This window comes from Bacillus cereus group sp. MYBK139-1, assembly GCF_051916915.1.
GTDB lineage: Bacteria > Bacillota > Bacilli > Bacillales > Bacillaceae_G > Bacillus_A > Bacillus_A pacificus.
In genome coordinates, this window is sequence record NZ_JBQAHO010000001.1 from 1,605,653 (window position 1) to 1,628,466 (window position 22,814).

The window sequence follows — 22,814 nt, forward strand, 5'->3', positions numbered from 1 at the left end:
TTTTTGTCTATATGCTATAAATATGATGCTATAACATTTGCTATTCTTGCTAAAAACCAATCCCATTTACTAATTTTCTCAAAATCTTCTTCCGAAAATCTTTTTGATTTATGGAAGTCTTCTTTTAGTCGATCCCATACGTCAGCAACAACTGTTTTATCATATACGACACAATTAGATTCACAATTTAAATAAAAACTTCTATTATCAAAATTCGCTGTACCTATATCAACAATTTCTCCATCAATGATTGTTACTTTCCCGTGAAAAAAACCATTCCGATATTGATAAATCTCCGCTCCAGCATGGTTCATCTCTCTCAAATACGGGTAGGCAGCTTGTTTTAACAATACTGCATCACTTTTAAATGGTACGAGAATTTTCACATTGACACCGCGGTTTAATGCACCTTTTAACTCTTTCATCATTTCTTTACTTGGTACAAAATATGGTGTAGCAATAATTAAAGACTTTTTAGCCTGCTTTAAAAGCTCTCCATATTTTTCCCATAACCCTTTTCCATCTGAAAATAAATATTGATATTTTACATTCCCAATTGCAGGTAGACTTTCATGTACAGGCATTTTTTCTCCTGTATCTTCTTTCCAGTCAGCAGCAAATTGTCTTTCCATATCCGTGGCACCATTCCCAATGACTCGCACATGATAATCACGCCACGGGCCAAATTTCGGATCTTGTCCAAGGTATTCCTTTCCGATGTTAAAGCCGCCGATATATGATACTTTTCCGTCTATCGTAACAATTCGTCTATGGTTTCGCTGATGCAACGAATAGAATAAATGTTTCAATTTAGGTTTTTTACTAAACGTAAACTGGACACCGTTGCTTTGTAGTTGACGAATTGTCTTTTTCTTCAGCTTATATCCACCTATTCGATCAACTGACAATTTCACTTCTACTCCGCTAGATGCTTTTTTCTCAAGCAACTGCAAAAACTCTTTGCTTATTTCATCTTTACCTACAATATAAAAATGGATATATATGTACTTCTCCGCCTTACGTATATCCTCAAATACTTTCGTATATAACTCTTCACCGTTCGTATACAGTTGAAATTCACCTAATCGAACTTGTCCTACTTCATATTCACTAGCCATTTTTTTCCCCATTTCCACATCGATGTTCATCCAAATGAATACACCTATTACACAAAGGATTACAACGAAAAAGTGTTTCATGGATATTTTCCTTTCTCCACTTACTGTTATTTCTATATCTTCCCTTTTTTTATACAATATCATTCAAGAAAATATGTCATTGCATGATATATGTCCATATCAAACGATAGCTCATTTGCATATTGTATGTTGTATCTTAAAATAAAAGGAGGAAATAACAATGGGCTTCGCACATGGTAATGGATTCGCGCTATTAGTCGTATTATTTATCCTCTTAATCATCGTCGGTGCTGCTTGCTTCTGCTAAGTAGTTACAGTCATATGATATGTGGATGAAAAAACTATAAAAGCGGACACCTATTGTTAGGTGTCCGCTTTTCATATGAAAAACATTTCAGTCCGTTATAATACCTTTAACGACTTAATATTCAACTCAAAAAGTTAATAATGTGGCTACTTTCTTACTCTCCGCCTTACGTATATGACGTTGTTCTGCACGCAACACAGCAATGCGATGTAATTCTTTCTCTTCTTCTGTTTCAGGAATTACTCGAGGAACTGGAACTGGATTGTTGTCCTTACTAAGTGCAACGAAAGTAACAAATGATGTTGCTGCGATACGTTTCTCACCTGAAATTAAATCTTCTGCTACTACCTTCACAAATACTTCCATAGAAGTTCTACCCGTCCAAATTACAAAAGATTCATAACTAACACAATCTGAAGAGCGAACAGGATGTAAGAAATCTACCCAATCCATAGATGCTGTGACACATTCTTTCCTTGCATGCCTCGTTGCTGAAATGGAAGCAACCATATCCATCTCGGCTAATATCTTTCCACCAAATAGCGTATTATGATCGTTTAAATCTGTTGGAAATACGCGGCTCGTTTTAAACACTCTAGACTCATTAGCTGTTTTTCCTTTTACTTCAGTCATTGTATCACCTCTTTGATTATTTAATCCGCTATTTGCAGACATTAAGACTCCCACCACAAAATTTGATTAGAGCAAAGAAGTTCGGCAAAAGTTCCCTTCCCTATTAACACTAGAACAATATGAGCTTATTACTACTACCTGTTTAATATTAACAACATTCAGAACCTTTAGTCCATAAAAAAGAACCGATGTTATCAATCGGCTCCTCTAAATACATATTGCTCTTTCGGTTGTTCAACTTTATTCCATTTCGTTACTTCTAAAACAGGAATGTTCGCATGGAATGGCTGATAAAATTCCGTTGATATTTCTCCTTCAACTTGAATCCAATCATCATTGTTCCATTCTACTCCTTCTGGCTTTTTCACTAACATACCATATACACCAGAATCTGCTACACAATGTATAATACCGAAACGGAATAAGAAATACTGTTCTTTTTTAGAAGAATCATCTTTGAAAACAAACCCTTTAAAAGATAACTTTTTCCCAGTAAACTCGCCAGGGTAATTATAAATTGTTTCCATACCTTTTAGGAAGTTCTCATCATTTAAAGTAACACTATCTTTCGTTACAAACTCTTTCTTTCCTTTTTCCATTACACCACGGTATCCTTCTTTTCCGTAATATATACTCGTGTCAGGCCTTAAGAATTGCCTTCTCATAAATGGATCTGTACTTTCCGCTTGCGCAACAGGAAAATGAAATCCTTTCGCCTTAACAATATCTGAATCTAACGTTGCAATTGGGAAAAACAAACCTGAGACTATCGGAAAACAAAACAATGTGTACGAAAATGCTTTTTTCCACCAAGTATTTTCATCTTTCGAATGATCATGCCCGCAATGGCTATGATCACAACCACAATTGTGCTGTTCTCTTTCTTTTTCTTTTTGATGTTCTTTTTGGAAAACGATAATTATTTGAACGACCGTTAAAAAACCTAAAATAATAGCTGCTGTTTTTGATAAGTAGGCATACTTCATATTAATATACTTCGTAATATTACCTGAAATATGAAGCTGCGCGATTAAGATTGTAAAACCTAATAATATATATGCTCGAAACATAACCTACCACCCCATCGCATAAATGAGTAGTGAGCTTGCATAAACAACAAGTGTAACTGTAACTGTAACGACAATTACAAATTTTGTTTTAAATGTCGCAAGCATCATAAACATATTTTTAATATCCACCATCGGTCCATATACGAGGAACGCGACAAGTGATGCTGTTGAAAATGTACTTTGGAATGACGAAGCAATAAATGCATCTGCTTCTGAACAAAGTGATAAAATGTAAGCAAGTCCCATCATAACAGCTGGTGAAGAAAACGGACCTTGTCCTATAGCAAGAAGTGTTGAAGTTTGTACGAACGTTTGAACTGCTGCTGCAATTAACGCACCTAATACTAAATATTTCCCCATCGAGAAAAATTCCTCAACAGCATGCGTACATACATCCCACATTTTTTTACGTAATGGACGCTTATGATTCACTTCTGGGAAGTGATCATCTCGTAATTGATGTTCTTTAAACATAAATGATAATATAATTCCAACGATAATTGCTACGATAATCGCTACAATAGAACGATACCATACCATGTGCATACTACTTCCAAAGGCAACGTATGTTGCAAATAATACGACTGGATTAATGATTGGTCCAGTTAACATAAATGCAATCCCGGCATATGGCGGAACCCCTTTTCCGATTAATCGCCTTACAATCGGAACGATTCCACATTCACAGCCCGGAAACATCATCCCTAAAAAAGTAGCCATTAAAACAGACAGAAATCGGTTTTTCGGCATCCATTTTGCTACCATATCTTCTGTAACAAACATTTGAATGAATCCTGAAATAAATACACCAATGAGCACAAAAGGAAGTGCTTCGATCAATATGGAGATAAAGATTGTATTCATTTGCAGGAATGCTTTCGGTAATTGAAACAATTCCATGATGTATTTCCTCCAACTTTTCATTAACAATATGTAATTTTAACCCTATTTCATTAATTGAACAAGACTTATACGGAATTCCCCTCTATCATATACATTACATTTCATAAGCTATATTCTATTCAAAACTTTCGATTTCATAGCAAAAAAGCTGCTCTAGCGCAGTTATATAACTATGCTAGAGCAGCTTTCTTATCATTAAAAGTAACGTTTCTTCCAAAAAACAAATGCTAATGTGAAAGATAGTGTTACACATATTATAAGTACAATTACAAAACCGTGCGCTTCCCCTTCAAACGGAACTTTTACGTTCATTCCAAAGAAACTAGAAACCATCGTTGGTAACGATAAAATGATTGTAATAGACGTTAACAGTTTCATAACACTATTTAAGTTATTTGATATAACGGAACTAAAAGTATTCATCATTCCACTTAAAATGTGACTATATATTTCCGCCATTTCAATAGCCTGTTTATTTTCAATTAATACATCTTCTAATAAATCTTGATCGTCTTCATACATTTTTAAAAATGTACTGTTACGCATTAACTTTTGAATTACGATTTTATTCGCCTTTAATGATGTTGTAAAGTAAACTAAACTTTTTTCAAGACCTAGCAATGTGAAAATCTCTTTATTTTTCATCGACTGATTTAATTGATGCTCTAAATCAATTGTTTTTCTGTTAATTTGCTTTAAGTATCTTAAATAATAAGTAGAAATCGTATATAAGAGCTGAAGTGCAAATCGTGTCTTTTTAAACGTATAAAATTCTTTAATACGTTGATTAATAAAACGTTCAAATATTGGGTTTTCCTCTAAACAAATTGTCACAAAACAATCTGGCATAACAATCATACCTATTGGAATCGTGTCATAAATCGAATTTCCTTCTTCATCATGTCTAACTGTTGGAATATCCACGATTATTAAAGTATTACTGTCTTCCTTTTCAATACGAGAACGTTCTTCATCATCTAAAGGGTCTTTAATGAAATCTAAGTCTACATTTAAAGTTTGTACTAGATATTGAATTTCTTCTTCCGTTGGATGAAGTACATTAATCCAGCAACCCTTTTGCATTTCCTCAATCTCTTGTAGTTTTCCGTTTCGGTCTGTTAAATAAATATTTAACATACTATCACCCCGATTCTTTTTACATGTAGGAATCTACCTCTCTTACATAACAGTTTTTGAACCGCCATTCTCAGCATATGAAACATGCGTTTAAATTTCAATAGAAAAATTATTTTGAAAACGTTTTTACAAGAAAAATATTTTAAACAAAGAAAAAGACAGAGCGCTCTCTGCCTTAAAAAGCTTATGTTGCCTTTATAACATATTTAGAAAGCATCCACAAGTTAAAGCCAACTGAAATCGTGTAACCAGCGTATGTTGAAATAATAAAACTTACATAATCGAAATACGGAAGCAATACAATATTTAAAACTATCTTTACAATAATGCCAATCACTAACCCTAGCACCGTTTTCTGTTGCTGATTGATTCCTTGGAGCATCGCAGCTGTTACTGTAAAAAGCGAAAATAGTATACAGGCAGGAGCGTAATACTGTAAAATAATACTTCCCATCTCTGGATCATTTCCGGCACCGAATAAAAGAGTATATACCGGTTTTGCTAACATCATCATTCCAATCGCCGCTGGTACCGTAATACCTACTACTAATAGATTTGTCCTCGTAAAATGTTTGTACAGTAACTTCACATTTCCTGCTGTATAAGCTTTTGTCATCTCAGGTACGAGTGACATACTAAAAGCAGTCGCAACGGAAACTGGGATAAGTACAACCATCTGAACAAGTCCAATTATTGCATTAATCTTCTCTGCTTCTCCTTGCATATATCCCATTTGTATAAGCAATTTATTAATTGTAAATGTGTCAATCGTCTGATACAACGGAATTGCTAAACCAACCACAACAAATGGTATTGAATATGTAAAGAGCTCCTTATAGAGTGAGAAAAAAGATTTCGTTGTTTGTGGTATACTTGCCATTTCTTTTTTCTTTAAGTGCTTTCTCCTCCTTATGTAATACGCACTTAAAACAGTTAGTCCACCTATCGCTCCCATAAAAGCACCGAATGTTGAAATACCAACAGCTAGTGAGATAGAAGCTTTTAAAATATATATAACGACAAAGCTTCCTATCAAGATGGTTAATACCCGAAAAAATTGCTCTACAACTACACTTAGAGCAGAAGGCCCCATCGATTGGAACCCTTGAAAAAAGCCCCTTAATAAACTCATGACTGGTACAAGTATTAACGCAAAACTTACAATTTGAATATTAGTAGTGACCGCCGCTATACTATTCCCCGTTTGATCATTTCCATCGATTACAAGTTTAGCCAAATACGGAGCTAGCATATACAACGTAAAACACGAAATAATTCCCATTATAAACATAAAAACAATTCCACTTTTCAGCACTCTCTTAACCGTATGATAATCATTTAGTTGATCATATTTTGATACCATCTTTGAAACTGCAAGTGGTAGTCCCATCGTCGCAATGCTGAGCATAATTGTATATGGACGATAAGCATACGTGTATAAAACGTATCCACTCGTACCGACCATAGCTGTAAATGGTATAACATATATAAAACCTAACATTTTAGATATCATCGTTGCCATTGTTAAAAATATCGTTCCACGTATAAACGGTGACCCTTTCATCACATTCCCCCGCTACACTTTATTATTACACATTATGGACAACTCTTTTTTTTTAGAACCGAAACAAGTAAAAAAGCCAATGAAAAATCATTGACTTTAACGCGCTGCTTTTTTCTTTTTGAAATACTTTAAACCGAAGTATAGAGCAATAAAGAGAATCGCTCCTATAATTATGTAATGTGTGTAATCAGATGCATATTCTTTAATATGTCGCCAATTTCCACCAAGCTTTTCACCTAAATATATAAATAGTATTGACCACGGAATAATCGCAACTACTGTATACAGTGTGAATAGTTTTAATGGCATCTTAGCTAATCCTGCTGGAATAGAAATTGCATGACGTACGACTGGGATAAAACGTGCCGAAAAGATTACTCCTGCTCCGTAACGCTTAAACCAATTTTCTGCTATGTCTAAATGGTGTTTATTAATAAGCAGATATTTCCCATATTTCTCTACAACTGGACGTCCTCCGTAGTATCCAAGCCAGTATAAAAAAATCTGTGCTAGCGTACCACCGATCGTTCCTGCAATAACAGCACCAACAAAACTAATTTTCTCCTCTGCCACTAAAAAACCGGCATATGAAAGTACAATTTCACTTGGGATGATTTCAATCATTAAACCGAGCGCTACCCCAAAATAACCTAAGCTTGCAAAGAACTGCAATAACTGTTCTATTATATTTGCTAACATTTCATTTTCTATCTCCTTTTTTCTTCACATACCATCCCATTATTACATAAAGGTTGCATTCTGCCAATATCTTCATTCCAACATTATTATCGGCATAAGCATTATTAATCTATTACTATTTCTTTCTGAGGTTCTTTTATGTAGGCAAACATTTGTTTAATTTGCTCTTCTGTATTTCTAGCAATCGATAAATTAGGCAATTCATCCTCACCAAAAAACTCCACATCATCTGTTTCAATACTAGTTTTCTTTTCACCACCAATAATTTTACATCCAATAAAAATTTTATATACATGCGTTGCTGAAGGCGATGGTTGATGTTTTTCTTTATCAAATATAGCGAGTAGCTTAAAATCATCTACTTCAAACCCTGTCTCCTCTAAAACCTCTTTTGCTGCTACTTCTGTCGGCGTATAACCGATATCAGCCCATCCACCTGGCAATGCCCATTTCCCATCACTTTTTTCTTTCACAAATAATAACTTTTCATTTTGAAAAACAACTGCTCTTATATCAACTTTAGGTGTTTGATAGCCTGTCTCGCTTGCAAATAACTTCTCTACAACTTCCCAATCTGTCTTAGTGTAATGTGACATCATCGAAATGGAAATATCCCGTAATTGTTGGAAACGTTCTATATCATACACATCCTTAGAATACGTTAAACCCGCCTGAGCTATAGATTGTATTTGTTTTGCCCACTCAATCCATTTTATCGTCATGTTTCCACATCCTCATTCTTTATTAAGTACATATTACGTCAATTCTACCAATACATCTTTATTATACAAAAAAAGAGATTGATAATGTTCCAATCTCTTTCAAAATTAATCCAATTCATGTAAATGATCTTGTATATACTTTCTTCTTTTATTTATATATTCCTCAATCATATCAGCTTCTTGATCAAATATTTCTAATTTTTCTTTCATATATGGATCTTGTAGTAAATAAGGACGAATCGACTCACACAAACTTTCTACTTTCGGCATCATAAATGAAACAGTAAATTGTTCTTCTAATATTTCTTCCAAAATACCTCGGTATTGCTTTCTAAATACAGGTATATCTAACAATCTTGCACTTAACGTGTTATAACCTTGAATACGAATATATTCATGATTAAGTGGTCTCCCTTGTACATCTCGCCCCCAAGTCGCATCATAATCCCACGGTATCACTTCAAATAAATTTGTTTCATCATTATGATATAGTGCATAGTTATGAACAAAACCATCAAAGTTTTGTGTAAAAATAACGCCAGCTAACCATCGTAAATATTTATCAACATGCAAAAACTTCCCAATTTCTTTTTCATAAGATTCCCTTGACAAAGTATTTGCTTGAAATACAAATTCACTCAATTGTTCTTCACTATTTTCATTCGAATATTTAAATTCATAACCCGCAAAAAGCTCGGTCTTAACATCTTTATCTCTCTCACTCATTAAAGAGAAATTTGCATCATCATCTATCGCATAATAAATAGAGCCACTCGGTAATCCTCTATTTTTCAAAAAGTTTTCATCTACTGATTCTAATTGTAAATATACACCTTGAATTTGACCATTAATTTTTATAAATACATGTTGTGATTTCGGTGAAAGTACACCAATATCATGAAAAAAATCTAAAGACAATTTATTTCGTATGAGAGACGGATCCATAAACTCAGAGTTTAAATGAAACTCTTTCGCACCTTGAAATTTTTTCGGTTTATAAAACATAACATGATAAGACTTTTTCTCAAATTCACGAATATGAGCCCCTCGGTATACGATATCAATGTCATACTTCTTTTTTCCATAAGTTAATTTTGCTGGCACTGGATTATCTGACCAAATTTCTTTTTTCAATTCCACCAGGTTCATTGGATGAATAAAAAAATCATATGAAGGTAGCATATTTTCACATCCCTTCTCAGTTCTCTTCATTCAATGTATGCACTCCGCCTTGTCCATACCTCCACTATCAACCATTTATATAAAATTACACTCTTGTCCTGTTCAGAAATATACCTACATACATATCCTGTTAAGGAAAAAGAATACCTTTTCACCTGAATACATGATAAGGAGGATTTCTATGAAACGTGATATTAGAAAAGCTGTCGAGGAAATCAAAAGTGCTGGGATGGAGGATTTCTTACACCAAGATCCAAGTACTTTTGAATGCGATGATGATAAATTCACTCATCATAATTGTACAACTGGATGTAAATGTACAACTGGGGGTAAATGTCCAAGAACAAGATGTACTCGCGTGAAACATTGTACGTTCGTTACAAAATGTACGCATGTAAAAAAATGGACATTTGTTACAAAATGTACTCGTGTACGTGTTCAAAAATGGACGTTCGTTACGAAAGTAACGCGTAGAAAAGAATGCGTTTTAGTTACAAAACGTACTCGCAGAAAACATTGTACTTTCGTTACAAAATGCATACGCTTTGAAAAGAAATTTTTCTGGACAAAACGAAGTTTCTGTAAAAAATGCGAATTCTTCCCTAACAGACACGGTCACTCTTGCGATGATACATGTGATCATGGTAAAGACTGTCACGATGGCGGACACAAGTGGAACGATTGCAAGGGCGGACATAAATTCCCATCTTGCAAAAACAAGAAATTCGATCACTTCTGGTATAAAAAACGTAATTGTTAGTTTTTATACCTACAAAAAAGGCCGTTTTGCGGCCTTTTTTACGTTTATCCCGCTTTATTGAAAATGACTTATATCTGCAAATTGCTTCACTTCACCTTTATCTTCTTCAAATTCTATACTACTCAAACTAGCACTATGCATAAATGGATCATCCCACACATTTTCTATTTCAATACCCGCAAAATGTCCTACAAGTAGCTTTGCCGCTGCCGCATGGGAGACAATTAATATACTTTCTCCTTTATGCTTTTCCAAAAGAAGCTGCATCCCCTCAATTACCCTTTTATAAACAGCCTCAAAATTTTCTCCTGATGTTGACTGAAAAAGATGTGGTTCATACCAAAATAACTGTATGTCGTCTGGGTATTGCCTTTCTATATCATCAATTGTCTGTCCTTCCCATATACCCATGTTAATTTCATAGAAATGCTCATCCGCGATTATCGGTATATCACGTTCTCCCTTTATTAACTCTGCAGTATGAAGGGTTCTTTCACTCGGACTACTATAGATCGCATGAATAGATAAATCTTTCATTCGCTCTCCTAATTGCTTAGCTTGCAGTATACCATTTTCAGTTAAAGCAGAATTTTTTCGTCCTTGCATTCGCTTCGCTACATTCCATTCCGTCTCACCATTCCTTGTTACATATACCGTTGTCTTCACTTCAATTCCCCCTTACCATGTTGGCCGTAATTCCCACGGTTCTACTCGTCCTACAATCCATTCATCACATTTACTTTCAATTCCTTTTATTACTCCATCCGATATTTCTTCATGAGTAAGCCATCTTCCGTATGTATCTTCTAATATAAAACCTAAAATTATTCTATGATAGCTACATCGCGTACCGCCTATTTTTTGTGAGGCTATTCTCGACGCTTTACTGCCTAAAATATGAAAAACGTTGTATGTTTCAGACGACAAGTCTAATTCTCTACAAATGAGTGATAACGCATCCTTTGCACTTGAGTGTATCCATGCGACAACTAACGTTATTGGTCCATTCCGCTCAATTGTGTTTTTAATAGCTACCTTCACATCGTCATCATTATGATAATCTAACGGAAGGCATGTGATATTTTCTGGTATAGCACTCTCTCGTTTAACATTTTCTAATTTCACTTCATCTCTTCCAATAATAGAAACATGAAACTCTTGCTCACAAAGCCACATAGACACCCTCTTTAGCATTCCTGTTCCACCAATTACTAGCGCATGCAACTTCTTTTCCTCCTTAGTAAAATGTCATATGAGGTTTATCTTCCCTATAATAATTAAGTCTGTCTTGCAATGTCCCTGAATGAAATTCAAACTTATGCCCGTCTGGGTCAACAAAATAGATAGATTCACAATCCCTTACATCACGTTCTCTTCCTTTTAAAATATGAACATCATTTTCTTCTAATCGCTGCAGTAGACGTTCAAAGTCTTTCTGTTCAACAGAAAACGCAATATGTGTATAAGATTGATAAATCTCATTTCTCGGAATATGTATTTCTTCATTAAGTGCTACCCATACTCCACATATATTAAAATATGCAAGTTTTCTTCCTCTAACTAATAATTCTCCTTCCAATACTTTTTCGTAAAATTCAATAGAATCTTCTAGATTAGATACTGAAAAACATAGATGATTGATTCCGTTTAACAACTATAATTCCTCCTATACAAATAAAAGATGAGCGAAAATTCACTCATCTTTTATTATACTATTTTTTTGTAATATATGCCCATTTATAACTGAAGTCCCCACCAAACGTATGATTCGCAATACCTTTTACGTACGGTTTCTCTAAATATGCTGTACTTTGTTGATACGTAGGAGAAATCGCCGCATCTTGACCAATTAAGATTTTTTCAGCTTCTGCAAGTGCTTTCCAGCGTGCTTTATCATCTTTTAATAGCTCTCCTTTTGATTTCGCTACTAAATCATCATACTTCGGATTAGAATAATCCATTTCATTAAATGAACTTCCAGTAACAAACATATCAATATAAGTCATTGGATCTGGATAGTCTGGACTCCATGCAGATAAAGAAAATTCATATTCGAATTTCTTTTCTAAATCTAACTTCTGCTTATATGGCTGCTGTTTCAAATTCACTTTAATACCAGGTAAGTTTTTCTCTAACTCTTCTTTAATAAAGTCGCCTACTTTTTTACGGCTACCGTTATCATCATTTAGTAATTCTACTGTAATTGTATCTTGGCCAAGTTCCTTCTTCGCTTCTTCCCATAATTTTTTTGCTTTTGCTGCATTATCTTTACTGTCACGGAAATTTTTATTTACAGAACGGAAATCTTTCCCATCTGGTCCTGTCGTAAATTTTTCAGGTACTAAGAAATATGCTGGCAATGACCCGTCATTTAAAATAACATTTGCAATTCCTTTTTTATCATATGCTAGGTCAATCGCTTCACGAACTTTTTGATTTTTAAACGTTGCATTTTTTTGGTTAAATCGTAAGAAATACATACGTGGATCTAACTTCGTTTTAAATTCATCTGGCTTATTCTTTTTATATTTATCAACAAATTCAGAAGTTAAAATAACACGGTCCGCTTGATCACTATCATATAAATTTACTCCTGTGCTCGTTTCCTTCACAATATTCACATTAATTTCTTCTAACTTCACAGTATCTTTATCCCAATAATTAGGGTTTTTCTTTAACTGATAACTTCTTTCATGTTTCCATTCACTCATCGTAAACGGTCCATTATATAATAATTTATCTGCTTCTAATCCGTATTTATCTCCTTGTTCTTTCACATATTTTTCATTTAAAGGGAAGAATGTTGGGAATGAAGTAAGCTCAAGGAAATATGGTGCTGGTTGTTCTAATTCTACTACTAACGTTTTATCATCCTTCGCTTTCACTCCTAATTGATCTAACGGTAACTCTCCTTTATTTACTTTCTGTGCATTTTTCACATCAAATAAAATAAATGCATACTCAGCTGCCGTTGCTTTATCTAATGTACGTTGCCATGCATATACAAAATCTTGTGCTCGAACTGGATCACCATTTGACCATTTCGCATCACGTAATTCAAATGTATATGTCTTTTTATCTTCACTAATTTTCACGTCTTTTGCCATACCTGGAGTTGGTTTATTGTCCTTATCCAAACGATATAATCCTTCCATTGCATTTACAAAGGCACGGAATGATACAGAGTCTGTTGATTTTGACGTATCCATTGAAGGAATTTCTGCTGTTTCTAGTAAGTTTAATACTTGCTTATCTGCTGCCCCCTTACCTGCTTCTTTCTTCGTTGTAGATGCCTTCTCCCCATTTCCGCAACCTGCAACTAATACGCTAGTCGATAATGCAACTGCAGCAATCGTTGTTACCTTTCTCTTCATTGTTCCTTCCCCCAATCTATATGTATAAAGTGAAACTTTAATCAGCGGGGGGGTTCTTCATCCCCCACTGATTATTAGTTGAACCAATCGGGCTTTTATGGGCAGCCCGACCCCCACCTAACTTCTTTGCTTTCACTGAATTTTGAGGTGGGGGTCTTACTGCCCATTAAAGCGGGATAAATGAAAGCCAGTATAATATATATTATTATACAAAAGATTCAGATTATTTCAAATATTATTTTCGTATATACAAAAAAAGAAGCGGATAGAGAGCTCTACTATCCACTTCTTTTTCTATTTCTTTTACTTGTAATCCATCCTCTATGTCAAATGGATTTTGAACTTTAAATATTTCGTCCATTATCTTTAAAAATTCTTCCTCATTTTTAGATTCGCCATTAATCATAAGTGAGTATGGCTCGATCTCACCCAATTTATAATCCACAACAAATTGGATCGTAACCTTTTTCTTCGACATATCCGGACTATCCCCTTGGAACTCTACCAATTCTAATCCTTCAGTGCCACGATAATATGCCCAACCCGGATTTCTAAAATAATTTTCAAACGATTCACCAATTGAAAAGAATGGATATTCATATAGCGAGCTTGTACGAACCTTTTGAATAATATCTCGATCAGTCGGGAAAAAGAAATGGCTGATAAAAATACTAGCAACCGCTAAAATCGTAACGATTGTCGCTCCCATTTTACTCGTTCCACCACTATCACGAATGAGGTACTTCTCAACCGACTCATCTTGAATTTCTCGTGCCTTTATTCGATATATACGCCTTTCTGCAAATTGATAATATAATCCATTCGCAAAAATCGCCATTCCAAATAAAATAAAAACGAGTAATAAAAACGTAAGAGGCACCATATTAATGATCGGCAGTGCTACATTGAAGCCCATATAATAAGAAAACGCATCACACGCTACTAATAACAATACAAATAATGCTGCCGGTAAATAGTACTTACGATATCCGAGCCAACCTACATTAAAAAGAGTTGCCCAACCATTCCAGCTCCACCTAGCAATCCGCTTTTCCTCAAGCTCCCATTTCCTTTTGTAATACGGATATTGTCTCCCCACATATACTTCTAATTCCTTGTCTATTAGCGAACTTCCTTCACTCTGTTCAGTATGCAAAGTCCGCTGGCAACTTTCACAATTTAACTGATTTCCCTCGCAAAGTTGCCCACAATTTATACATTTCAAAACAATCCCTCTTCCCATCCATACGTCATTTCAAAATACCTTCGTGTTTTAATAACCACTCTTTCCTCCATAAACCGCCCGCATACCCAACAAGTTTCCCACTCTTTCCTATTACACGATGACACGGAACGATTATTGAAATCGGATTGCGACTATTTGCTCCTCCTATGGCTCGTACAGCTTTCGTATTTCCGACTTTCTCTGCAATATCTAAATATGAAGCACTTACGCCATAAGGAATCGTATAGAGCGCATCCCATACATTTTTTTGAAATGCTGTTCCCTCAGGAGACAACGGGACTGTGAACTCTTTTCTATTCCCCTTAAAATATTCATCGAGCTCATTTATACATTGATCTATCATTTCATTTGTATGTTCTTCTTGTCTCTCATCAACAAATATAACAGACGTAATTCCTTTATCGTTCGCTGTAATTTCTAGCAAGCCTAATTCACTTTCATAATAAGCTTGGTACATATGTCATCCTCCAATTCAATTCATATTCATTATTGTAACACGAATAGACAAAATTTTTCGTATAAGCGTTTTATTCGAGAAACAAAAACGAGAATGATACAATGTAAGAAAATTCAATCTAGGAGGCTATTGGATGAATTACAAACTTTTTTCACCTTATACAATTAAAGACGTTACATTAAAAAACCGGATTGTTATGTCACCTATGTGCATGTATTCATCGGAAAACGGGGATGGCCAAGTAACGAATTTCCATCTCATTCATTATGGAACAAGAGCTGCCGGTCAAGTTGGTTTAGTTATGATTGAAGCAACAGCCGTGTTACCTGAAGGGCGAATTTCAAATAAAGACTTAGGCATTTGGGATGACAGTTTAATTGAAGGCTTACATAAAACGACAACTTTTATACACGATAATGGTGCAAAAGCTGCCATCCAACTCGCTCACGCTGGAAGAAAAGCAGCATTAGAAACAGATGCGTTAGCTCCTTCAGCCATTCCATTTAATGAAACAATGAAAATGCCAATAGAGATGAGCAAACACCAAATTAAAGATACTGTATTAGCTTTTCAGCAAGCTGCAGTACGATCCAAACAAGCTGGATTTGACGTTATTGAAATACACGGTGCTCACGGTTATCTTATTAATGAATTTCTTTCTCCACTTACCAATAAGCGGACTGATGAATATGGTGGTTCACCTGAAAACCGCTATCGTTTCTTACGCGAAATCATTGACTCCATAAATGAAGTTTGGAACGGACCGTTATTTGTCCGTATTTCAGCAAATGATTATCATCCTGACGGGTTAACAGTTCAAGATTATGTTCAGTATACAAAATGGATGAAAGAACAAGGAGTAGATTTAATCGATTGTAGCTCTGGGGCTGTTGTACCTGCACGCATCGATGTTTATCCTGGGTATCAAGTACAATATGCTAAACATATTAAAGAACATGCTAACATTGCAACTGGTGCAGTTGGATTGATTACGACTGGGGCACAAGCAGAGCAAATTTTAAATAATAACGAAGCAGATTTAATTTTTATCGGACGTGAGTTACTTCGCAATCCTTACTTCCCACGAATAGCCGCCAATGAACTTGGCTTTGAGTTAGAAGAACCGTATCAATACGAGCGAGCGCCTGGGAAAATCAGTACAAATAAATAAAACCGAGAAGCTTTTCTTCTCGGTTTTATTTATTCTATCGTTGTAATTTCATTTGAATTATAAATGTGGATACCTGATTCTTCTCGCAATGCAGTTATATACATCCCTTTCGCCACATCTTTAGCTGAAATCGGTTTATACTTTTTGAATGCCCCTTTAAATATAAAAGGAATAATACGAGATAATTTTTCCGCCATTCGTTCACCTAAGCGAAATTCTTGTCGATTTCCTACTAATAAAGATGGCCTAAAAATGTGAATACCACCGATTACTAACTTTTGCAATTCCTCTTCCATTCTTCCTTTCACTTGTGAATAAAAGAAAAACGATTTAGGATTCGCTCCCATTGAGGACACAACAAGGAAATTTTGCACCCCTTGTTTTTCAGCTAAACAAGCCGCTCGTAACGTATATTCATAATCTACCTTTTTGAAATTAGCTTTTGTTTTTGCTTTTTTGATTGTTGTTCCTAGACAACTAAATACGTCATCTACAGCAAAGAACTCTTTATATTCCTCTAATGCCAAATAATCTACTTGCTTTTGCTGTAACTTTTCATGTTGCCATTGCATTGGTTCTCTTACAAAAATAGTAACCGAATCGTAGTAATCTGATTCAAGTAATAGACGCGTTATCTCTTGCCCAACTAAACCACTTGCACCAAGTACTAACGCTGTTCGCTTATTCATATATGCATATACCTCTTATTTTACTTTTCTCTCCTTTAGTAACATACAACTTTTAGGAGTTTCCTTCTCTCATTTTACCACAAGTAAAGCACTATGCGTACGCATAGTGCTTTACTCACTCTTTTTTCTCATCTTTTTCTCGTAATTTTGTTACGGTTGATGCATCTCCTAAATTACTTATTAATCTTCTTAAAAAAATTAAGACTACGGCTAATGGTAGTACTACCGCTAATATCAATAAAATAGCTTCCATTAAATAACCCAAACACTCATCCCCCTCTACACCCTCCTTTCATATATATGAACACTACGTTGTCACATATGCATGTATTCGCAAAAATAACACATCTATATTTGACAACTTTATAACAAAATCAAATCGGAATGATTATTATTTATTGCAACTTTATAAAAGATGTATTATACTAAGTTCGCAAACTAAAACGTAATTATTCCGTTTTGTATTAAAATGATATTTTTCTTCTATAATTGGGGAAAATATATCCGTAAAAAAAGAAAAGAGGAGAACTTCATGCCTAAAAGATTGACTATACTTTCATTCTTACTTATTTTCACTTTAATTTTTACTGGCTGCTCAAATACAAAAGAAGGTAATGCCAAGAAAGACGGAAAACTAACTGTTTATACAACTATTTTTCCTCTTGCAGATTTCGCAAAAAAAATTGGTGGCGACTATGTAACTGTTGAAGCAATTTACCCACCTGGTGCAGATTCTCATACATTTGAACCAAGTCAGAAACAAACAGTACAAGTTGCAAAAGCCGATTTATTCGTTTATAACGGCGCTGAATTAGAACCATTTGCTGAAAAAATGGAAAAAACATTACAAAAAGAAAACGTTAAAATTGTAAATGCATCAAAAGGTATTGAACTGCGTACTTCTACTGAAGAAGAGCATCATGATCACGGAGACGGCCATAAAGAGGATGAACATCATCACGATAAAGACCCACACATTTGGTTAGACCCTACTCTAGCAATGAAACAAGCAGAAAAAATTAAAAATGCACTTGTAGCATTACAACCTGACCATAAACAAGAGTTCGAAAAAAACTTTGCAGCACTTCAAACAAAATTTACTGATTTAGATGATCAATTTAAAGCAGCAGTTGCGAATGCAAAAACGAAAGATATTTTAGTTTCTCATGCGGCTTATGGATACTGGGAACAACGCTATGGCCTGAAACAAATTGCTATCGCCGGTATTTCAGCTTCTGATGAACCATCTCAAAAACAACTTGCTGACATTACAAAAACAGTAAAAGAACATAATCTAAAATATATTTTATTTGAAACATTTTCTACTCCAAAAGTAGCATCCGTTATTCAAAAAGAAACAGGTACAAAGATTTTACGCTTAAATCACTTAGCTACTATTTCTGAAGACGATGCGAAAAATAATAAAGATTACTTCACTTTAATGGAAGAAAACGTAAACACATTGAAAGAAGCTACTAACTAACCAATTTTTAATAAGAAGAGGCTGTCTCAAAAGGTCTTTAAATAAGACCTTTTGGAGACAGTTTTTTATTTTAACTTTAATATGGATGAGAAAATCTTTAAGAATCAAGAGTAGTTCATTTTAGAGATGTAGTTTCAATTGAAACTACATCTTTTCATGCTCATAAAAACTCTATATCCACTTCACATTTACATTAGATTCATCCATAATTTTTTCATATAATATAGCTATTTTTTCTTAATATTAAGTATTTACATTTCCCCTTCCTTACCTCATAATTTTAATCGGGAAAGGGAGGAAAAAAATGGTTCAAATAAAAGTAACGCCCGAAGAATTGGAACGAGTTGCAAAACGGGCAAACGATACAAAGCACGCATTAGAATCTATACATAATAACTTATGCAATCAAATTGATTACATGTGTTTTCAATGGACAGGCGCATCAAATCAAAACTTCATTCAAATGTTTAACAATGCGAGACCATCCGCATTCACAGCTATTAATGCGCTTGTACATGTTGAAGAAGAATTAAAGAGAATTGCTGAGAAATTCCGCGTTGCAGATAGTGAAGATGTAACATCCCAAAAAACGACTAAGTCTAGTAAAGCACCTGAAAAATCTTTCTTAGGAAAAGTATGGGATGGTATAGTAGATGGTGCGGGAGATGCTGTTGGAGATACAATTGACGGTATAAAAGCATTAGGTGACTGGGAAACTTGGAAAGGCATGGGCTACACTGTCACCCATTTAGATGAAGCTTTACCTGCTATGTGGAATGCATTATCCGACTCTTTTAATAAAGATGTAATAAATGGTGATGCAGAGACCCGTGCGAGATGGGGATCTTATGCTTTAACACAAATTGGATTAGGTCTTCTTGGAGATAAAGGGGTTAGTAAGGCTGCAAAACTAGCACAAGGGGCTAAATTCTCTCAAGGTATCTCAAAAGCTGGACAATTATTTAATAAAGGCGATAATTTGGCTTTCGCAGGCGGTAATGGTGGTAGATCTGTATTTGATAGTGCTGCTTTTAGACAAGCCGAAGAAAAACTTTCAACCTACCAGTTTGCTAAAGGTGAAGGTAATATAGGTACTACTCCAAAAGCTGTAGAGGTTACTCCAAGTTTTAACCGTGAAAATTTATCGGAACATATAGGCGAGGGATTTGCTTCGCAAATAGATAATGTTTTAAAAGAGGCAAATATATCAAACGAACAATTCCATAACCTTAAAGTGAAACATTACACTGAATTGAATGCTGAAGAAATTCAAATTATGAAAAAAATACGAGATTCTGTTCCAGCACCAAATCAAGATACATTATTACAAAAAGTAATTAGTTTGGACAGTGTCGAAAATTACCTGAAGGAAACTGAATATTTTAATTCCGTAGGAGGTTGTGTAGCTAAAATGGAAGATGTGAAACAAATTCACTCCCCTAAGGATGTATATGAATCACTACGCTTAGATTATGAAGGAACACCTTACACTACAACTAGTGATTACGCAACTATTAGATTTAAAACAAATCAAGTTGATAAAATGAAAATTCCTTACGCTGAATCATTTGGAGATTCTTTAAATGTAAAACCAAATGAGTATGTTACATTTCCTCAAACAGGAAATGGTTTTACAGCTGCCGAAAACGGACACATTATTCCAGAATACGAAACAGCATGGGGGCAATATATGTCACCTAGTGATGGTGCCGAGATTTATACTGTAATAAATGGAGAAGAGACATTGGTAGGAGTATTTAGTAGTGATTTAGATAGATTTATACCTGCTACCAAAAATAAATAATGGAGGTTGTTTTTTGTGATTAGAAAAGGTTTATATGGGGTGTATCAAGGCAAAGAGTATTCTTTAGGTAAAGAAGATGGTGAATTCATTAATATTGTTTCAAGAGACATTGCGGAGTTAAAAAATGGGTTTATACCTCATGCGTGGGATAATAATCTATTGATAAAACAAGTTAAAAAGTCAGATTTAGATGCTGCCTATAATGTTACATTATTCGCAAAATATAAAGGACATAATTTCGGAGTACTAACTGCAAGCGAATTCAAAGTAGTTATTGCTACAAATAATCCACAGGTAGGACACGAACTAAATATGTCTGTACCAGGTCGTGGGGAATTTCATATGGAAGTAAATAGGACAGATGTTGAGTTAATTGAAGAAAAAAAACCTATATGGGGATTTACACTAGATATAGACAATTAATTACACCAAATAAAAGCAGAACCTTATAAGGGTTCTGCTTTTATAAGCCTTACCTATTTTGTAACAATAGCAAATCCTAAACCAGCATCTTTATTTTAACTAGTTATCCAAATTGATAAATATAAGGATCAATTTGTTCCTAAAAACACAATCCAGAATTTCTCCTGTAGGATATTACATACAGCAGACAATACAAAACCAAGTGCCCCTTCAACGAGTGCAATGTGCAGTGAATAAAAATATTGAGCTCACCAATGGAGATGCTCTTATTAACATAATGAAGCATAAACATTAAAGAGGTTGCCCAAAAGTAGCTATTCAGCTATTTTTGGGCAACCTCTTCTTTTTTATGTGCTTCTACTTGACTTGACCAAAATAACAAGTAAAATTATCCATATTAGCTTTCAAGCTATATCAATTTAGAAGGTGAGTTGGAATTATGACTCTTCACATTTGTGAAGTAACAGAAAAAAATTGGCGTTCGGTAGCTGCTTTAAACGTCGCAGAAGACCAGCAGCAATTTATTGAAAGCAATGCGTTTTCTCTAGCAGAATCATTATATGAGAGAAACGGAACGTCAGTAGGTTTATATGATGGAGAAACACTTGTAGGATATGCAATGTATGGATGGTATTGTGAAAAACGTAAAAGCGTATGGTTAGACCGCTTTATGATTGACCAACAATATCAAGGAAAAGGATACGCAAAACGTTTCCTTCGCTTGCTTATTCAATTCTTACAAAATAAATTTGAATGTAAAACAATTTATTTAAGTTTACATCCAGATAACAAACTTGCAATGGGATTATATGAATCATTTGGATTCCGTTTAAATGGCGATATTGATGATGAAGGCCCTGTTGTAGGTGTTGTAATGGAGTTACTTTTAGATGAACATACAAGCCTGTGAAAACAGGCTTTTTTATTATCCTTCATTTTTTGCAATCTAGCATTTCTCTACAAAGTGCTTAGTTAATCCAAAAAATAAGCCTGCAATATGCGCAGACTTACTTCACACACTCCTCAAAATGTGCTTGGAACCATTCTTTATTAATATCTTTTCCGATGAAAACAACTTCACTTACTCGATCTTCGCCCTCTTGCCACTCTCTATCATACGAAGCAGCAAATAACGTATGTACACCTTGGAAAACGATACGTTTATCCACTCCATCAATCGATAAAATTCCTTTGTAGCGATATAAGTATTCTCCTAGTTCTTGAACGACAGCTGACATCCACTCATTTAGTTTTTGTAAATCTAACGGACGCTCTTCGCGTAGTACAAACGATTTTACACCTTCTAAATGATTATGCTCTGTATGAGGATAAATTTGTAACGTATCTTTCGTTTTAAACGTTTGAATTTGTAGTAACGATGGAATATCCACATCACAATTAGTCGACTGAATTAACTTTGCAGTCGGGTTTATTCCTTGAAGTTCATGTAAGAGATTTTCTTTTTCACTCTCTTCAATTAAATCTAACTTATTCACTAATACAACATCAGCAAATGCAATTTGTTCTTTTGCTTCTAGCCCTTTTTCAAAATGTTTATGTATATGATAACTATCTACTACTGTTACAACACCATTAATTTGGTATGCAGATTGAATAACAGGATCTAAAAAGAATGTTTGAATAATAGGACCTGGATTTGCAAGACCAGTCGTTTCAATTACTAATCCATCAAAGTCCATTTTCCCTTCTGCTTTTACGTCCAGTAATTGTTTTAACGCAACGAGTAAATCCTCACGTACAGTACAGCACAAACAGCCGTTTGTCATTTCCATAATTTCTTCTTCAACATTCATAATCAACTGATTATCAATACCAATTTGCCCGATTTCATTTACGATCACCGCTAATTTCTGACCGTGATTCTCTGATAAAATACGATTTAATAATGTCGTTTTCCCTGATCCAAGAAAACCAGTTAATATTGTTACTGGAATCATGCCTTACATCTCCTTATAGCTATATATTTCTACATTATAACATATAGAGAAAAACGTTTTTGTGGCTAAACATATTTATTGTATGTACACCTA

At 34.6% G+C, this 22,814-nt stretch carries 25 protein-coding genes; 7 read left to right on the forward strand and 18 right to left on the reverse strand.

Annotated elements, in window-relative coordinates; translation table 11 throughout:
• Positions 1-14 precede the first annotated feature (14 nt).
• Positions 15-1,199, reverse strand: coding sequence for a cardiolipin synthase (cls, locus tag ACTFRS_RS08240; RefSeq protein ID WP_139867533.1), 1,185 nt, complete (start codon positions 1,197-1,199; stop codon positions 15-17).
• Positions 1,200-1,359: 160 nt separating this feature from the next.
• Between cls and ACTFRS_RS08245 the strand changes: the two genes are divergently transcribed.
• On the forward strand, positions 1,360-1,446 hold the full coding sequence (locus ACTFRS_RS08245) for a YjcZ family sporulation protein (RefSeq protein WP_000505094.1): 87 nt from the start codon (positions 1,360-1,362) through the stop codon (positions 1,444-1,446).
• A gap of 126 nt (positions 1,447-1,572) precedes the next feature.
• Here ACTFRS_RS08245 and ACTFRS_RS08250 read toward each other — a convergent pair whose 3' ends face one another.
• From ACTFRS_RS08250 to cotH, 8 genes are all read right to left on the reverse strand, one after another.
• Positions 1,573-2,079, reverse strand: a complete 507-nt coding sequence (locus ACTFRS_RS08250) for an acyl-CoA thioesterase (protein ID WP_000141166.1) — start codon at positions 2,077-2,079, stop codon at positions 1,573-1,575.
• 194 nt (positions 2,080-2,273) lie between these two features.
• Entirely contained in the window at positions 2,274-3,149 is an 876-nt protein-coding gene (locus ACTFRS_RS08255; RefSeq protein WP_440023762.1) for a TIGR03943 family putative permease subunit, read from the reverse strand.
• Between the two features lie 3 nt (positions 3,150-3,152).
• The gene (locus ACTFRS_RS08260; RefSeq protein ID WP_000418724.1) at positions 3,153-4,049 is read right to left on the reverse strand and encodes a permease; all 897 of its coding nucleotides are present in this window, start codon (positions 4,047-4,049) and stop codon (positions 3,153-3,155) included.
• A 198-nt stretch (positions 4,050-4,247) separates the two neighbouring features.
• Positions 4,248-5,189, reverse strand: coding sequence for a magnesium transporter CorA family protein (locus ACTFRS_RS08265; RefSeq protein ID WP_000932390.1), 942 nt, complete (start codon positions 5,187-5,189; stop codon positions 4,248-4,250).
• Positions 5,190-5,373: 184 nt separating this feature from the next.
• The gene (locus ACTFRS_RS08270; RefSeq protein ID WP_440023760.1) at positions 5,374-6,753 is read right to left on the reverse strand and encodes a putative polysaccharide biosynthesis protein; all 1,380 of its coding nucleotides are present in this window, start codon (positions 6,751-6,753) and stop codon (positions 5,374-5,376) included.
• Between the two features lie 96 nt (positions 6,754-6,849).
• Entirely contained in the window at positions 6,850-7,452 is a 603-nt protein-coding gene (locus ACTFRS_RS08275) for a DedA family protein (protein WP_049113522.1), read from the reverse strand.
• Between the two features lie 104 nt (positions 7,453-7,556).
• On the reverse strand, positions 7,557-8,174 hold the full coding sequence (locus tag ACTFRS_RS08280; protein ID WP_440023758.1) for an NUDIX hydrolase N-terminal domain-containing protein: 618 nt from the start codon (positions 8,172-8,174) through the stop codon (positions 7,557-7,559).
• Positions 8,175-8,279: 105 nt separating this feature from the next.
• Positions 8,280-9,356 carry a spore coat protein CotH gene (gene cotH, locus ACTFRS_RS08285; protein WP_242293818.1) on the reverse strand — a complete coding sequence of 359 codons (1,077 nt, stop codon included), beginning with the start codon at positions 9,354-9,356 and terminating at the stop codon, positions 8,280-8,282.
• A 181-nt stretch (positions 9,357-9,537) separates the two neighbouring features.
• Here cotH and exsB point away from each other — a divergent pair, with 181 nt between their 5' ends.
• Positions 9,538-10,116, forward strand: coding sequence for an exosporium protein ExsB (gene exsB / locus ACTFRS_RS08290; RefSeq protein ID WP_139867539.1), 579 nt, complete (start codon positions 9,538-9,540; stop codon positions 10,114-10,116).
• A gap of 54 nt (positions 10,117-10,170) precedes the next feature.
• Here exsB and ACTFRS_RS08295 read toward each other — a convergent pair whose 3' ends face one another.
• The 6 genes from ACTFRS_RS08295 to ACTFRS_RS08320 form a co-directional block, all read right to left on the reverse strand.
• Positions 10,171-10,782: a phosphoserine phosphatase 1 gene (locus tag ACTFRS_RS08295; RefSeq protein WP_440023756.1), complete on the reverse strand. Its 612-nt coding sequence runs from the start codon at positions 10,780-10,782 to the stop codon at positions 10,171-10,173.
• Positions 10,783-10,794: 12 nt separating this feature from the next.
• Positions 10,795-11,340, reverse strand: coding sequence for a short-chain dehydrogenase (locus ACTFRS_RS08300; RefSeq protein WP_139867543.1), 546 nt, complete (start codon positions 11,338-11,340; stop codon positions 10,795-10,797).
• 13 nt (positions 11,341-11,353) lie between these two features.
• On the reverse strand, positions 11,354-11,770 hold the full coding sequence (gene fosB / locus ACTFRS_RS08305; protein ID WP_242294515.1) for a FosBx1 family fosfomycin resistance bacillithiol transferase: 417 nt from the start codon (positions 11,768-11,770) through the stop codon (positions 11,354-11,356).
• Positions 11,771-11,828: 58 nt separating this feature from the next.
• The gene (locus ACTFRS_RS08310) at positions 11,829-13,490 is read right to left on the reverse strand and encodes an ABC transporter substrate-binding protein (protein WP_440023754.1); all 1,662 of its coding nucleotides are present in this window, start codon (positions 13,488-13,490) and stop codon (positions 11,829-11,831) included.
• A gap of 235 nt (positions 13,491-13,725) precedes the next feature.
• The gene (locus ACTFRS_RS08315) at positions 13,726-14,715 is read right to left on the reverse strand and encodes a DUF2628 domain-containing protein (RefSeq protein WP_139867547.1); all 990 of its coding nucleotides are present in this window, start codon (positions 14,713-14,715) and stop codon (positions 13,726-13,728) included.
• A gap of 25 nt (positions 14,716-14,740) precedes the next feature.
• Positions 14,741-15,193: a methylated-DNA--[protein]-cysteine S-methyltransferase gene (locus ACTFRS_RS08320; protein ID WP_000283894.1), complete on the reverse strand. Its 453-nt coding sequence runs from the start codon at positions 15,191-15,193 to the stop codon at positions 14,741-14,743.
• Between the two features lie 133 nt (positions 15,194-15,326).
• On the opposite strand from ACTFRS_RS08320, the gene namA reads away from it, so the two are divergent.
• On the forward strand, positions 15,327-16,364 hold the full coding sequence (gene namA, locus ACTFRS_RS08325; RefSeq protein ID WP_139867549.1) for an NADPH dehydrogenase NamA: 1,038 nt from the start codon (positions 15,327-15,329) through the stop codon (positions 16,362-16,364).
• Positions 16,365-16,393: 29 nt separating this feature from the next.
• Here the strand turns inward: namA and ACTFRS_RS08330 are convergent, their stop codons facing one another.
• The gene (locus tag ACTFRS_RS08330; RefSeq protein WP_001992819.1) at positions 16,394-17,053 is read right to left on the reverse strand and encodes an oxidoreductase; all 660 of its coding nucleotides are present in this window, start codon (positions 17,051-17,053) and stop codon (positions 16,394-16,396) included.
• Positions 17,054-17,168: 115 nt separating this feature from the next.
• On the reverse strand, positions 17,169-17,318 hold the full coding sequence (locus ACTFRS_RS08335) for a hypothetical protein (protein ID WP_000540927.1): 150 nt from the start codon (positions 17,316-17,318) through the stop codon (positions 17,169-17,171).
• 267 nt (positions 17,319-17,585) lie between these two features.
• Here ACTFRS_RS08335 and ACTFRS_RS08340 point away from each other — a divergent pair, with 267 nt between their 5' ends.
• From ACTFRS_RS08340 to ACTFRS_RS08355, 4 genes are all read left to right on the forward strand, one after another.
• Entirely contained in the window at positions 17,586-18,536 is a 951-nt protein-coding gene (locus ACTFRS_RS08340; protein WP_001126183.1) for a metal ABC transporter substrate-binding protein, read from the forward strand.
• A gap of 304 nt (positions 18,537-18,840) precedes the next feature.
• Positions 18,841-20,340 (forward strand): WXG100 family type VII secretion target, encoded by a 1,500-nt coding sequence (locus ACTFRS_RS08345; protein ID WP_139867553.1) that lies wholly within the window; start codon positions 18,841-18,843, stop codon positions 20,338-20,340.
• A gap of 15 nt (positions 20,341-20,355) precedes the next feature.
• Positions 20,356-20,763, forward strand: coding sequence for a hypothetical protein (locus tag ACTFRS_RS08350; protein ID WP_000619626.1), 408 nt, complete (start codon positions 20,356-20,358; stop codon positions 20,761-20,763).
• Between the two features lie 439 nt (positions 20,764-21,202).
• Positions 21,203-21,673, forward strand: coding sequence for a GNAT family N-acetyltransferase (locus tag ACTFRS_RS08355; protein WP_139867555.1), 471 nt, complete (start codon positions 21,203-21,205; stop codon positions 21,671-21,673).
• 97 nt (positions 21,674-21,770) lie between these two features.
• Here the strand turns inward: ACTFRS_RS08355 and ACTFRS_RS08360 are convergent, their stop codons facing one another.
• Entirely contained in the window at positions 21,771-22,721 is a 951-nt protein-coding gene (locus ACTFRS_RS08360) for a CobW family GTP-binding protein (RefSeq protein WP_000613439.1), read from the reverse strand.
• Positions 22,722-22,814 lie beyond the last annotated feature (93 nt).